Source organism: Pseudoalteromonas sp. NH0006-26, assembly GCF_057552415.1.
In genome coordinates, this window is the sequence record NZ_BAAJMJ010000006.1 from 1 (window position 1) to 12730 (window position 12730).

8 protein-coding genes and 8 tRNA genes are annotated in these 12730 nt (G+C 40.3%); 3 read left to right on the top strand and 13 right to left on the bottom strand.

From position 1 onward, the window contains the following. Positions 1 to 300 precede the first annotated feature (300 nt). Positions 301 to 1719, top strand: a complete 1419-nt coding sequence (locus AC27JR_RS10270; protein ID WP_010391487.1) for an alanine/glycine:cation symporter family protein — start codon at positions 301 to 303, stop codon at positions 1717 to 1719. Positions 1720 to 2651: 932 nt separating this feature from the next. Here the strand turns inward: AC27JR_RS10270 and AC27JR_RS10275 are convergent. From AC27JR_RS10275 to AC27JR_RS10330, 12 genes are all read right to left on the bottom strand, one after another. Continuing rightward, a tRNA-Leu gene (locus AC27JR_RS10275) sits at positions 2652 to 2738 on the bottom strand. 37 nt (positions 2739 to 2775) lie between these two features. After that, positions 2776 to 2849, bottom strand: a tRNA-Cys gene (locus tag AC27JR_RS10280). Positions 2850 to 2867: 18 nt separating this feature from the next. Further along, a tRNA-Gly gene (locus tag AC27JR_RS10285) sits at positions 2868 to 2943 on the bottom strand. A gap of 206 nt (positions 2944 to 3149) precedes the next feature. Continuing rightward, positions 3150 to 3236: transfer RNA gene (locus AC27JR_RS10290), tRNA-Leu, on the bottom strand. Between the two features lie 39 nt (positions 3237 to 3275). After that, positions 3276 to 3351 (bottom strand) — tRNA-Gly (locus tag AC27JR_RS10295). A 63-nt stretch (positions 3352 to 3414) separates the two neighbouring features. Continuing rightward, positions 3415 to 3501 (bottom strand) — tRNA-Leu (locus tag AC27JR_RS10300). Between the two features lie 36 nt (positions 3502 to 3537). Beyond that, positions 3538 to 3611: transfer RNA gene (locus AC27JR_RS10305), tRNA-Cys, on the bottom strand. A gap of 28 nt (positions 3612 to 3639) precedes the next feature. After that, positions 3640 to 3715, bottom strand: a tRNA-Gly gene (locus tag AC27JR_RS10310). Positions 3716 to 3856: 141 nt separating this feature from the next. Next, the gene (gene pgsA / locus AC27JR_RS10315; RefSeq protein WP_036933597.1) at positions 3857 to 4402 is read right to left on the bottom strand and encodes a CDP-diacylglycerol--glycerol-3-phosphate 3-phosphatidyltransferase; all 546 of its coding nucleotides are present in this window, start codon (positions 4400 to 4402) and stop codon (positions 3857 to 3859) included. 42 nt (positions 4403 to 4444) lie between these two features. Next, positions 4445 to 6268, bottom strand: a complete 1824-nt coding sequence (uvrC, locus tag AC27JR_RS10320; protein WP_487173522.1) for an excinuclease ABC subunit UvrC — start codon at positions 6266 to 6268, stop codon at positions 4445 to 4447. A 9-nt stretch (positions 6269 to 6277) separates the two neighbouring features. After that, positions 6278 to 6928, bottom strand: a complete 651-nt coding sequence (gene uvrY / locus AC27JR_RS10325; RefSeq protein ID WP_016899482.1) for a UvrY/SirA/GacA family response regulator transcription factor — start codon at positions 6926 to 6928, stop codon at positions 6278 to 6280. A 166-nt stretch (positions 6929 to 7094) separates the two neighbouring features. Further along, positions 7095 to 8246, bottom strand: coding sequence for a dicarboxylate/amino acid:cation symporter (locus tag AC27JR_RS10330; protein ID WP_487173524.1), 1152 nt, complete (start codon positions 8244 to 8246; stop codon positions 7095 to 7097). A gap of 376 nt (positions 8247 to 8622) precedes the next feature. On the opposite strand from AC27JR_RS10330, the gene cysK reads away from it, so the two are divergent. Together cysK and AC27JR_RS10340 are read left to right on the top strand one after the other, a co-directional pair. Next, complete coding sequence (gene cysK, locus AC27JR_RS10335) at positions 8623 to 9591, top strand: cysteine synthase A (protein WP_131690799.1); 969 nt, start codon at positions 8623 to 8625, stop codon at positions 9589 to 9591. A gap of 145 nt (positions 9592 to 9736) precedes the next feature. After that, positions 9737 to 10186 carry a hypothetical protein gene (locus AC27JR_RS10340; protein ID WP_076920446.1) on the top strand — a complete coding sequence of 150 codons (450 nt, stop codon included), beginning with the start codon at positions 9737 to 9739 and terminating at the stop codon, positions 10184 to 10186. A 98-nt stretch (positions 10187 to 10284) separates the two neighbouring features. On the opposite strand, the gene AC27JR_RS10345 is transcribed toward AC27JR_RS10340, so the two are convergent. After that, the gene (locus AC27JR_RS10345) at positions 10285 to 12561 is read right to left on the bottom strand and encodes an acyl-CoA dehydrogenase (RefSeq protein ID WP_487173525.1); all 2277 of its coding nucleotides are present in this window, start codon (positions 12559 to 12561) and stop codon (positions 10285 to 10287) included. Positions 12562 to 12730: the final 169 nt, after the last annotated feature.

Consider the following 12730-nt stretch of genomic DNA (forward strand, 5'->3'; position numbering starts at 1 on the left):
TTAAACTTGAAAGTTTTCAGAACTAAGTTTTACTCAACTCACTGAGTAGTTCGTGCCCCGCTATGCGTTGCGCTCTGCCGTCTCAGTGGGGTCGCATTATAGGGCGAATCGATTTTAACGCAAGCGTTTTTAAACGCTTTTTTGCATTTAATTTTTACCCCAAAGATACCCCACCCAGACACACAAGATACCCACAAAACCCTGTGGACAACTCATTTTTTTGCGCTGTTTACTAAACTATTTACCTTGCTTATGGTAAGTTGCGGCGCATATTTACAACTCGTTCACTAGGCAACACACATGACAGATATAATAAATAGTATAAGTGGTCTCTTATGGGGTCATATTTTAGTGTACTTATTAATAGCCGCTGGGCTATTTTTTACCATACGTCTTGGTTTCATCCAATTTGTACAATTCCCACACATGATTAAAGTCATGTTTCAAAGTCGCCAAGGGTCAGATGGCGGTATTTCCTCTTTTCAAGCTTTCTGTACTTCTTTAGCCGCCCGTGTTGGTACCGGTAATATGGCAGGTGTTGCAGTCGCACTTTATTTAGGTGGTGCTGGTGCTATTTTTTGGATGTGGTTAATTGCTTTGATCGGTATGGCCACTAGTTTTGCAGAAAGCACATTGGCTCAAGCTTACAAAATACGCGATGAAGAAGGCAACTTCCGTGGAGGCCCTGCTTATTATATGGAATACGGACTTGGCAAGCGCTGGATGGGCATCGTGTTCTCACTATGTTTAATTTTAGCCTTTGGATTAGTTTTTAATGCGGTACAGTCAAACTCTATCGCTGCAGCTTTTGAAGTCGCCTTTGGTATTCCTAACTATATAGTAGGTATTGCACTTGTAATTGGTTCAGGCATCATCATATTTGGTGGCCTAAAAACAATTTCACGATTTGCTGAATTAGCAGTGCCATTTATGGCTGCTGCCTACTTAATTGTTGCACTATATATATGTGCTGTAAATTACACTGAGTTGCCTGATGTGTTTATGCATGTAATTAGAAGTGCCTTTGGTCTTGAACAAGCTGGCGCTGGTGCAATTGGTTATGGTGTAATGCAAGCAATGATCCAAGGGATCAAGCGCGGGTTATTCTCAAACGAAGCGGGTATGGGTAGCGCAGCTAACGCTGCAGCAACTGCAACTCCTAACCCACCTCATCCTGCATCACAAGGTTATGTACAAATGCTAGGTGTCTTTGTAGATACCATTATAATTTGTACAGCTACCGCTGCTCTTATTTTATTATCAGAACAGTTAGTACCAGGCTCTGATGTAACGGGTATAGCACTTACACAAGCAGCGCTTGAGGAGCATGTTGGTAGCTGGGGCGCAATATTTGTTGCAGTCGCTATTTTGTTTTTTGCTTTTACATCAATTGTAGCTAACTACTCTTATGCAGAAACGAACTTATTGTTTTTAGAGCATAACCACGCATCTGGCATGCTGATCTTCAGATTATTAGTGTTAGGTATGGTGATGTTTGGTGCCCTTGGCGAATTACCATTAGTGTGGACTCTAGCTGATGTGTCTATGGGCCTAATGGCGATTGTAAACGTAATCGCGCTATTTATGCTCTCAGGAGTTGTGGTATGGCTTGCCAAAGATTACAACGCTCAACGACGTGCTGGAAAGTTACCGACGTTTGATCCAAGTAAAAACAACAAGCTTAATAAAACTATTCCGAAAGGTATTTGGCACAAATAACTTTAAAGAGATTTAAGTTAAAAACCCGAAACGGCCATGGCCATTTCGGGTTTTTTATTGTCTAGTACCAATTCACTTAATTAAGTAACCTATATTGAGCTAGATAAACCTGTTAATGGCAAAGCAAAAATTTCGATGTTTAGTTGTTCTATATGAGGAGTTTTTAACTCAACTAGCGTCTGGTTTGGCGTCTCAAAATAATTAAGTATTATTGCGGATTGATGTAAGTCTCGCCTGTATATCAATTCGCTTAATTAAGTGGTCTATTTTGAGGCTGGAAAAACGTGTTGATAGCTAGGCAAAAAATTTACTATTTAGTTATTCTAAATGAGAATTTTTTAACGCAGCTAGTGACATGTTTAGCCCCTTAAAATGATTATGTATTATTGCGGATTGGTATTATATTACTAATAGCAGTACCCACCTAGTGAGACCCAATTAAACACAGTAGCATCATCAATCTTCTCATACCTCCTTATAAGCGATTAGTTAAGCAGCTTAGATCAACGCTCTTAATACACTTTATGGCTTTGTCATGGTGTTAATACAAGTAACTGTATACTGACTTTGGTTTATGTATATAACGAAACACAGCCACCAACTCCATTTAAGAGCCTCATACCACTACTTTTATATAAACCGCTTAGTATTAGGTTGTCTATTTTGAATTATAAAAATCTTATATATAGCAAAGCTTGAATTTAGTGTTTTGTTTTAAATGAGAGTTTTTCCGTAGCTAGCGTCAAGTTTGAGCTATAAAAATGATCAAAGGCAATATATTGATGGGATAGGCTTTTTAAAAAATGTGAGACATAAAGGTTTCAAATAAACGAAATAATTTAGTCTAAGGAATACTAGTTGGATAAAGTGCTTTTTCGATTAAGAATTTAATCATAAAGTAGCTAAATTAGAAATGAAAGGTAATATTAAAGTGGTGCCCGAGGCCGGACTTGAACCGGCACGACTTGTTAGTCGAGGGATTTTAAATCCCTTGTGTCTACCAATTCCACCACTCGGGCATCGAGTTTGCTAATTAAAGCGTGTGGAGTAATTATTTGGAGGCGGAACCCGGAGTCGAACCGGGGTAAACGGATTTGCAATCCGGTGCATGGCCACTCTGCCATTCCGCCTAAACATATCAAATAATTTGGAGCGGCACACGAGGCTCGAACTCGTGACCTCGACCTTGGCAAGGTCGCGCTCTACCAACTGAGCTAGTGCCGCATAAAACATTATCAGTAATTTGTACGTTAGTACGCGACCATGTCGCGGTAAACGCTCTGGCAACTGAGTTAGTGCCGCATAAAACTTTATCAGTAATTTGTACGTTGGTGCGCGACCATGTCGCGGTAAAACGTTCTGGCAACTGAGTTAGTGCCATAAAATAAGTATTTATCAAACTTTTAATTAACTTGGTCAATAATTAAAAGTGGTGCCCGAGGCCGGACTTGAACCGGCACGACTTGTTAGTCGAGGGATTTTAAATCCCTTGTGTCTACCAATTCCACCACTCGGGCATCGAGTTTGCTACTTAAAGCAAGTGGATAAAACTAATATGGAGCGGCACACGAGGCTCGAACTCGTGACCTCGACCTTGGCAAGGTCGCGCTCTACCAACTGAGCTAGTGCCGCATCATATTAATTCTAAATAATTTTTATAAGTTACATATTGGTGTATGTAACCAAACCACAAAGTGGTGCCCGAGGCCGGACTTGAACCGGCACGACTTGTTAGTCGAGGGATTTTAAATCCCTTGTGTCTACCAATTCCACCACTCGGGCATCGAGTTTGCTAATTAAAGCGTGTGGAGTGTTGATTGGAGGCGGAACCCGGAGTCGAACCGGGGTAAACGGATTTGCAATCCGGTGCATGGCCACTCTGCCATTCCGCCTCAATACTAGGTTAGCTTTAAGATAAACTGGAGCGGCACACGAGGCTCGAACTCGTGACCTCGACCTTGGCAAGGTCGCGCTCTACCAACTGAGCTAGTGCCGCTTAATGTTTATCTAGGGGGCTATGCCCTCTCAACACGGACGCATTCTACAGAGATTATTAAACGCGTCAACACAAAAAATGCTACTTTTGAACTGTTTGATTATTTTTTATCTAAAATGGTGCGTTATTAGACGTTTACAATCAATTTTTGGTCAATTCTCCCCATGCTGCAACTAAATATTGCACCATAGAACTAAGCGTTAAAAACGTGGCGATATAAAGTAGGCCATAGCTTAAATACATCATCCAGCTATCGTACTGCCAGATTAAACCTATAATGGCTAACATTTGAGCTGCCGTTTTTAATTTACCCATATCGGATACAGCCACGTTACCCCGCTTCCCCTGTTCAGCCATCCACTCACGTAGCGCCGATATAACAATTTCACGACTAATAATAATAAGCGCAGGGATAGTCATATACAAAGATTGATAATGCTCAGATAAAGCAACCAAGGCAGCACACACCATTACTTTATCAGCAACAGGGTCTAGGAACGCACCAAAAGGCGTTGATTGTTCAAGTTTACGGGCTAAATAGCCATCGAGTATATCTGTGATCGAAGCCAGCCAAAAAATAAAGGCAGCAACAAAGAATGCCCATGAATAAGGCATATAAAATATCACCAAAAAAATGGGGATAAGAAAGAGTCTAAACGTTGTGAGTGTGTTTGGAATATTCCACATAACTACTTGGATATGTCTTTTTTTCTATATTCGCACATAGGGCTAGCCCTTGTCATGCAAATGGTTAAATATCTTCTCAGCCATGTCAGGACTGATCCCAGGAACTTTCTTTAGCTGTTCTATATTAGCAGCTTTTACGCCTTGCATGCCCCCTAAATATTTTAATAATGTTTGTCGACGCTTTGAACCAACGCCATCTATTTCTTCTAATAACGACTGAGTACGCTGTTTTTGGCGCTTGTTACGGTGCCCTGCAATTGCAAAACGATGCGATTCATCCCGTATATGCTGAATCAAATGCAGCGCTGGTGCATCAGAATCCATAGGGATTGTCTTACGCCCACCATCTATAAGCAAGGTTTCAAGGCCTGGCTTACGGCTAGTGCCTTTTGCAACCCCAACTAATAACGGCATTTTGGTATGCGGCCAGTTTTCGAAATATTGCTCCGCTCTACCTAATTGCCCTTTACCACCATCGATAAAAATAACATCGGGAATTTTATCTTCATCAACCAGCTTGTTATAACGTTTGTTTAGTGCAAATTCCATAGCGGCGTAATCATCACCGCCAGTGATGCCCGTCACGTTATAACGACGATATTCTTTATTATTTGGCCCTTGGGAGTCAAATACAACACAGCTGGCCACTGTGTTTTCACCCATGGTGTGACTGATATCAAAACACTCCATGCGATTGATATCATCAAGGCGTAAAGTGGCCTTTAATTGCGCATAACGCTTGTTTATAGAGTCTTGAGTGCTTTGCTTCACCGTAATGCTATTTAATGCATTTTTATTTGCTAACTGTAAGTACTGTGCTCGCTCACCGCGGGTAACCACTTTTAGTGATACTTTACGCTCACTAATTTGAGTTAGTGCTTCACTGAGCGCATCACTTTCTTCAATTTCAAACGGTAAAATAATTTCTTTGGCAATACGCCCTGTAGCACCTGGCGCTAAATAATACTGGCCTAAAAAAGAGGTTAAAATTTCTTGCTTTTGTGAGTCTTTAGGCACCTTTGGAAAATAAGTTTTACTACCCAGCACTTTATGATCGCGGATCATCAATAAATGAATCCCATTTAAACCGTTTAAATGGGCAAAGCCGACCACATCCATTTCCGCAAAATTGCCAGAGATAGATTGTTGCTCCTGCATTTTACGCAGTAACATAATTTGGTCACGTACTTTAGCTGCGAGTTCAAAATTAAGCTGCTCACTGGCTCTTTCCATTTTAGCGATTAGATCGGCTATTACTTCATGAGATTTACCAGTTAAAAACTTACGGACATAATTAACTTGCTGTGCGTATTCATCTTCAGAAACTTTATTTACACACGGCGCAGAACAACGTTTTAATTGATACTGTAAACAGGGACGACTTCGCGCACGATAATAAGCATCTTCGCATTGACGCACAGGAAAGATCTTTTGCATTAACCGCAAACTTTCTGAAACAGCTCCAGCGCTTGGAAAAGGACCAAAATATTCGCCCTTTACTTTTCTGCTGCCACGATGAAAGGCTAAGCGCGGATGCTTATGATTAGTGAGCAGTATGTAAGGGTACGACTTATCATCACGTAACAAAATATTATAACGTGGCTGATATTTTTTAATCAGATTATTTTCAAGCAGAAGCGCTTCTGTTTCTGTATTAGTAAGCGTGACTTCAATATTAAAAATGTTACTTACTAAAACACGGGTTTTGCTGTCGGTAATATTGCTGCGAAAGTAACTACTTACCCGCTTTTTTAAACTTTTAGCTTTACCGACATAGATAACTTGGTTGTCATTATCGAGCATGCGATAAACGCCAGGTTCACTCGATAATGTTTTTAAAAACTGGGCATGATCAAATTCAGACATATATAACGACTAGTAAGATATATCTATATCAATCATTTTGTAACGTATAGCTAAATGAGTAAGCTCTACATCGCCTCCTACGTTAAGCTTTTCAAACATACGATAGCGATAACTGTTTACTGTTTTAGAACTCAAATTTAAGCGCTCAGCGATATCTTGTGCTTTTTCACCTTTGGTGATCATCAACATAATTTGTAGTTCACGCTCAGATAGGCTTTGAAATGGATTTTCATCCGTTCTACCAGTTACTTGAGCCAGTGCAATCTGTTGTGCTATTTCTGGAGCAATATAACGTTGTCCTGCGTGCACACAACGTATAGCGCGAACCATTTCATCAGACCCAGCACCTTTGGTTAAAAAACCATGAGCACCAATTTGCATTACCTTACTTGGAAATGGGTCTTCGCAATTAACAGTAAGGACAATAATTTTCACATCAGGACAGTAACGGCAAATCTTTTTAGTTGCCTCAAGCCCGCCCATACCAGGCATGTTCATATCCATTAACACTATATTTGGCGCATGCTGACGGCAAAACTGCACAGCCTCTTCGCCTGTTTTAGCTTCACCTATCACTTTAAAACCACGTATATCATCAAGAATACGTCTGATCCCTGTGCGAACAAGTTCATGGTCATCAACTAAAAGTACGTTAATCAATGGAACACCCTCACTAGCCTAATAAGATGCAAGTTAACAAAATTAATTTTCAACATTAGCATACATACGACGAAACCATAACTAATATTATGCTTTCGCCGCCGGTCATCATGACCAATATAATTAAAGCGTATTTACCAAAAGCAGGTAAATACGCGATAGTGATTTAAGCTGACGCTTTTTCACTAAAACGGTCAACCCATAAAGCAATAATACCATCACCCGTTACATTACACGCAGTACCAAAGCTATCTTGCGCTAAGTAAAGTGCAATCATTAGTGCCACTGCACCTTCGTTGAAACCTAGCATGCTCGTAAGTAAACCTAATGCCGACATTACCGCACCACCTGGTGCACCTGGCGCTGCAATCATCACTACACCTAACATCATAATGAATGGCAGCATAGCCATTAGTGAAGGTATTTCCATGCTAGGCGATAAATACATCACAGCCATGGCACAGGTTACAATGGTAATTGTTGATCCAGATAAATGAATAGTGGCGCATAATGGCACGGTAAAGTTTGCTACATCTTCTTTTACGTTATTGGCTTTACTTGATTGCAAAGAAACTGGAATGGTTGCCGCGCTCGACATGGTTCCTAGTGCAGTAAAGTACGCAGGTAACATATTTTTAATTAGCTCAATAGGATTACGCTTAAGTAATAGGCCCGATACAATATAAAGCACACTCAACCATAGCCAATGCATAACTAATGCAGCAATTAACACTACACCAAATGCTTGTAATGTGTCGACAACGGTACCTGCTACAGTCATTTCAGCAAATACACCCGCAATGTAAAACGGTAATGCCGGAATAATTACTTTTGAAAGTAAACCATCAATAATATCGCGCCCCTGATCCGACACAGTTTTTAATGTGTCTAAGCCAAGCTGGCTCATACCAATACCAAATACAAATGCTGTAACTAAAGCAGTCATAACACCCATTAACGGTGGAATTTCTAAGTCAATAAAGCTTCCTACTTCGGTCACTGCTTCAGCTTCAAATGAAATACCGCCGCTTAAAAACGGAATAACCGCTGTTACTAATAAAAACGCCAAGGTACCAGCTATAATTGTTGAGCCATACGCAAAACCCACCGTTTTTCCCAGTAGATGCCCTGATCCTTTAGGAAGCCCGGCAATCCCAGAGGCAATAAAAAATAAAATAATCAGTGGAATTGTAAAACTAATAAGCTGGCCGATAAGCTCTTTTACTGTGTATAAAAGCTCAACGCCAGATAAGGGAATGTAGAGCCCGACTAAGATACCGGCCACAATACCGGCAATTAATTTTAAGATTAACTTCATGGTGATTACTTTATTGAATTTAGATAATGTGTTTTTACCATGTTTTGAATAGTTTGTGTCAATAAACTGTTCAACCGCAGTTCATTTGCACAATTAACCAACAAAATATAAGTGAGTACCGTTGATTTGTTTAAATAACGACTACATAAACAAGAAATAACGTATAAAGTTAAAGGTGAACAAATGGCATATGCTCGCCTTTTTAATAACTAAAAAATTAACAGGTTGGATTTTTAGTTCAATCCGTTATAAGCGTAATTAATATATGTTATAGCCAAAGCTTACTTTAACTTTTTTTATCTCACAGTAAAGTAGGCTTATAAAGTTAACAGGATAGCTGTTAACGTGTTGATCAGATTGTACCTAAAGGAACATTATGTCTACTATTTTTGAAGATAACTCACTAAGCATCGGTAACACACCGTTGGTAAAACTTAACCGTGTTACAGGTGGGAATGTATACGCTAAAGTTGAATCACGTAACCCTAGCTTTAGTATTAAATGCCGTATTGGTGCATCAATGATTTGGGAAGCTGAAAAATCAGGTCAACTTACCAAAGACAAAGAGCTAATAGAGCCGACATCAGGTAACACTGGTATTGCTTTAGCATTTGTTGCGGCCTCTCGCGGCTACAAACTAACGCTGACTATGCCAAACACCATGAGCTTAGAACGTCGTAAACTATTAAAGGCACTCGGTGCTAACCTAGTGCTCACAGATGGCGCTAAAGGCATGAACGGCGCTATTGCTAAAGCCAAAGAAATTCAAGCAGCAGACCCAGATAAGTTTATTTTGCTACAACAGTTCGAAAACCCAGCAAACCCTAAAATTCACTTTGAAACAACGGGCCCAGAAATTTTTAATGCACTTGATGGCAAAATCGATTTCTTTGTTGCAGGTGTTGGTACTGGCGGCACTATTACAGGTGTTAGTCGTTATCTTAAAAAAGAGAAAGGCCTTAATGTAAAATCAATAGCCGTAGAGCCAAGCCACTCGCCAGTTATTAGTCAAACGCTTGCCGGTGAAGAGGTAAAACCAGGGCCACATAAAATACAGGGGATTGGTGCAGGCTTTATTCCAGGGAACTTAGACCTATCAATAATTGATGGTGTAGAGCAAGTGTCTAATGAAGAATGTATCGCAATGTGTCACGAGCTAATGAAAAAAGAAGGGATTTTAGTCGGTATTTCATCGGGTGCAGCCGTGGTTGCAGCCAAACGTATTGCTGAACGTCCTGAAAACGCAGATAAAAATATTGTGGTTATTTTACCAAGTGCAACAGAGCGTTACTTATCAAGCCCAATGTTTGATGAAGAGTTTTCCGAGCAAGAGCTTGTTCAATAATCAGACTACATTATTAAAAAAGGATGTTTTTCAACATCCTTTTTTATTACTTTGCCTATAAGTTAACACCTATTTAGTACTATCCTCTTTACATCCGCAGCATTCCATCACACACTTTATGTATGAGTAATCAACCTGACCAAATATGAAAACAATTTTAACCACTTTTGTGCTCATCTTTAGTATTTTGATCGTTGGCTGTAATGAAAATACTAAACCTAAAGACCAGTACATAGATAATGATCGCCCAGGCGATACCGCCACGGTGTATTTTGATGCGCTTTATAATCAGCATAACTTGCAAAAAGCCAGCAATTTCGCGACCCCTACATTATCCCGCATAATGAAATCGTACGGTACAGCAAAACAGTTTGCCCGCAGTCTTATTAATTTACAGTACGATGAAGTGGTAATTGAAATTGATATGTCAAATTCAAGTCTGCGCGAACAATACGGCAATAAGGCAAGAATAAACATTGTATTTACTGGTTATTTTAACGGTAAAAAAATTGACGATTTTCGCACTATCGAAATGCTAAAAATAAAAGGCAAATGGTACGTAGATAAAATCGTCGCTGATCCTTACGGACGCTGATCAGCCTTCAATCTAAAAAATAAATAAACACAAAAAAGCCTTAAGTTATAAACTTAAGGCTTTTTTACTTTTATCTTCTTTATTGCTTTGGCATTAGGTTAGATATCTTCAGATTTAAAGTTATCTACCGCAATAGCCTGCATTCGCAATCTGTTAGCATGATGCATAGCCTCAGCATCTAGCTTAGTGAGTAATTCATGCTCAAGAGCGTAATCAACAGCTTGTTCAATATCAAAAGTAGCAGGTACCTTACCTTTTCGTTGCCACTGTTTTAACTGTTTAAATTGATTTTGCATGTCGTGCATCGCTAAAAAAGCATTTTCCATCACCCCAGTGCCGGCGTTCTCATCGATGTAACACAAATGAGTAAGCCTATTTCTAAACACGCCAGGTTGCGTCATGTGCTCACAAATACGTTGTGAAGTTGCATCACTTGGTTTATGATAATGATTGCCTAACGGAAACACAATGCGTTTGAGGGCAAAGTTAACCACCGGGTTAGAGAAGTTTTTAAAGAAGCCATCAAATGCTTGGCCTATTTCATACAACGACGTCTCTATTGCATACTTAACAAAAGGTAAATCAGCCTGTTGACGCCCTTCATCTTCAAAACGTTTTAATACAGTAGAAGCAATGTATAAATGACTTAATACATCGCCTAAACGCGCTGATATCATCTCTTTGCGTTTAAGTTCACCGCCTAACATGAGCATTGCAACATCAGTTGTAAGCGCAAGTCCTCGGCTCATTCTCCCTAATTGTTTATAGTAAGCTGCGGTTTCTCCGCATACAGGCGCTTTGGCAAAATGGCTGCGAGTTAAGCCATGCACTAAAGCCATACTTGCATTGCTGATGGCAAATACAATGTGGTTCATCAGTAGGCCATCAAATTGCTCAAGTGCGGCGTCATCATCTTCCATTGCTGCCGCTTCCATTTCTTTTAATACAAACGGATGGCAACGAGTCGCGCCTTGGCCAAATATCATTAAATTACGGGTAAGAATATTAGCGCCCTCAACCGTAATCGAAACTGGTATACCCATATAGCCATGTGCTAAATAGTTATTAGGCCCAACCTGAATCCCTTTACCTGCATGAATGTCCATTGCATCATTCATTACCGTTCGACCCATTTCGGTCATATGGTATTTTGCAATAGCAGTCACTACCGATGGACTTAGTTTTAAATCAATGGCGCCAGCTGTCATTAACCGGCACGATTCCAGCGCATAAGTTAAGCCACCAATACGTGCTAACCCTTCTTGAACCCCTTCAAATTGACCAATTGACACACCAAATTGTTGACGAACAACTGAATAAGCCGAAGTCATTTTAGCCGCTAAATGCCCTGTTGCAGTACTTAATGCCGGTAACGAAATACCACGCCCAGCACTTAAACACTCAACCAACATGCGCCACCCGCGCCCAGCCCCTTGCTGACCACCGATAATCCAATCAAGCGGAATAAATACGTCTTCACCGTAAGTTGTACCATTCATAAACGCCATATTGAGTGGATAATGACGCTCGCCGGTTTTTACACCCGGATGATCGGTTGGTATTAGTGCACACGTAATACCCAGTTCTTTTTCATCGCCTAACAAGCCGTCTGGGTCATACATTTTAAATGCAAGGCCAAGTACTGTCGCCACAGGCGCAAGGGTAATGTAACGTTTTGACCAATTTAAACGCAGCCCTAAAACTTCCTTACCGTCATGCTCGCCTTTGCATACCACGCCTGAATCGGGAATACTGCCGGCATCTGAACCGGCCTCAGGGCCCGTTAATGCAAAACAAGGCACATCGTCGCCCTTTGCCAGGCTCGGTAACCAGCGGTTTTGTTGCTCAGTTGTTCCATAATGAAGTAATAACTCACCCGGCCCTAAGCTATTAGGCACCATTACCGTCACTGCAGCGGTTAAGCTTTTAGTGGCGATTTTTGACACTATGGTAGAGTTAGCAATGGCTGAAAATTCTAATCCTCCAAATTTTTCTGGGATGATCATTGCAAAAAAACCTTCGGTTTTTAAAAAATCCCAGACTTCTTTGGGTAAGTCTTTATCTTTTTGTACTATTTTATAGTCATCAAGCATAGCTAATAACGCTTCGACCTGATTTTCAATAAACGCAGTTTCTTTCTCACTTAACTGTGGGCGCGGGTAATTATGTAACTTTTGCCAGTCAGGATCACCACTAAATAGCTCCCCATCCCACCAAACATCACCTGCCTCCATTGCTTCTCGCTCAGTTTGCGATAATGGCGGCAATACTTTTTTAAACATCTTAAAAGTGGGTCGGGTAATTAAATTAAGGCGGATATCTTTAATCGCAAACACCACGATCACCACAACCAGTAATATAATAAATACTGACATAAGCACATTCCTTTACAGTTATAAAAACACTGATTTAATTATGACCGATCTTAATTTAAATACAATGGGTAGCCAGTCGAGTGCCACTAAAATGATGAGCCTAGCTAATTGCAATTTAAAATATAACGATAAGTAGAATTACACGTATATTACGCACAGCAAAAAGCCC

Excerpts from the sequence above, each read along its gene's own strand:
- AC27JR_RS10345 (WP_487173525.1), bottom strand. The coding sequence starts at position 12,561 with ATGTCAGTATTTATTATATTACTGGTTGTGGTGATCGTGGTGTTTGCG.
- pgsA (WP_036933597.1), bottom strand. The coding sequence starts at position 4,402 with ATGTGGAATATTCCAAACACACTCACAACGTTTAGACTCTTTCTTATC.
- AC27JR_RS10270 (WP_010391487.1), top strand. The coding sequence starts at position 301 with ATGACAGATATAATAAATAGTATAAGTGGTCTCTTATGGGGTCATATT.
- cysK (WP_131690799.1), top strand. The coding sequence starts at position 8,623 with ATGTCTACTATTTTTGAAGATAACTCACTAAGCATCGGTAACACACCG.
- AC27JR_RS10330 (WP_487173524.1), bottom strand. The coding sequence starts at position 8,246 with ATGAAGTTAATCTTAAAATTAATTGCCGGTATTGTGGCCGGTATCTTA.
- uvrC (WP_487173522.1), bottom strand. The coding sequence starts at position 6,268 with ATGTCTGAATTTGATCATGCCCAGTTTTTAAAAACATTATCGAGTGAA.
- AC27JR_RS10340 (WP_076920446.1), top strand. The coding sequence starts at position 9,737 with ATGAAAACAATTTTAACCACTTTTGTGCTCATCTTTAGTATTTTGATC.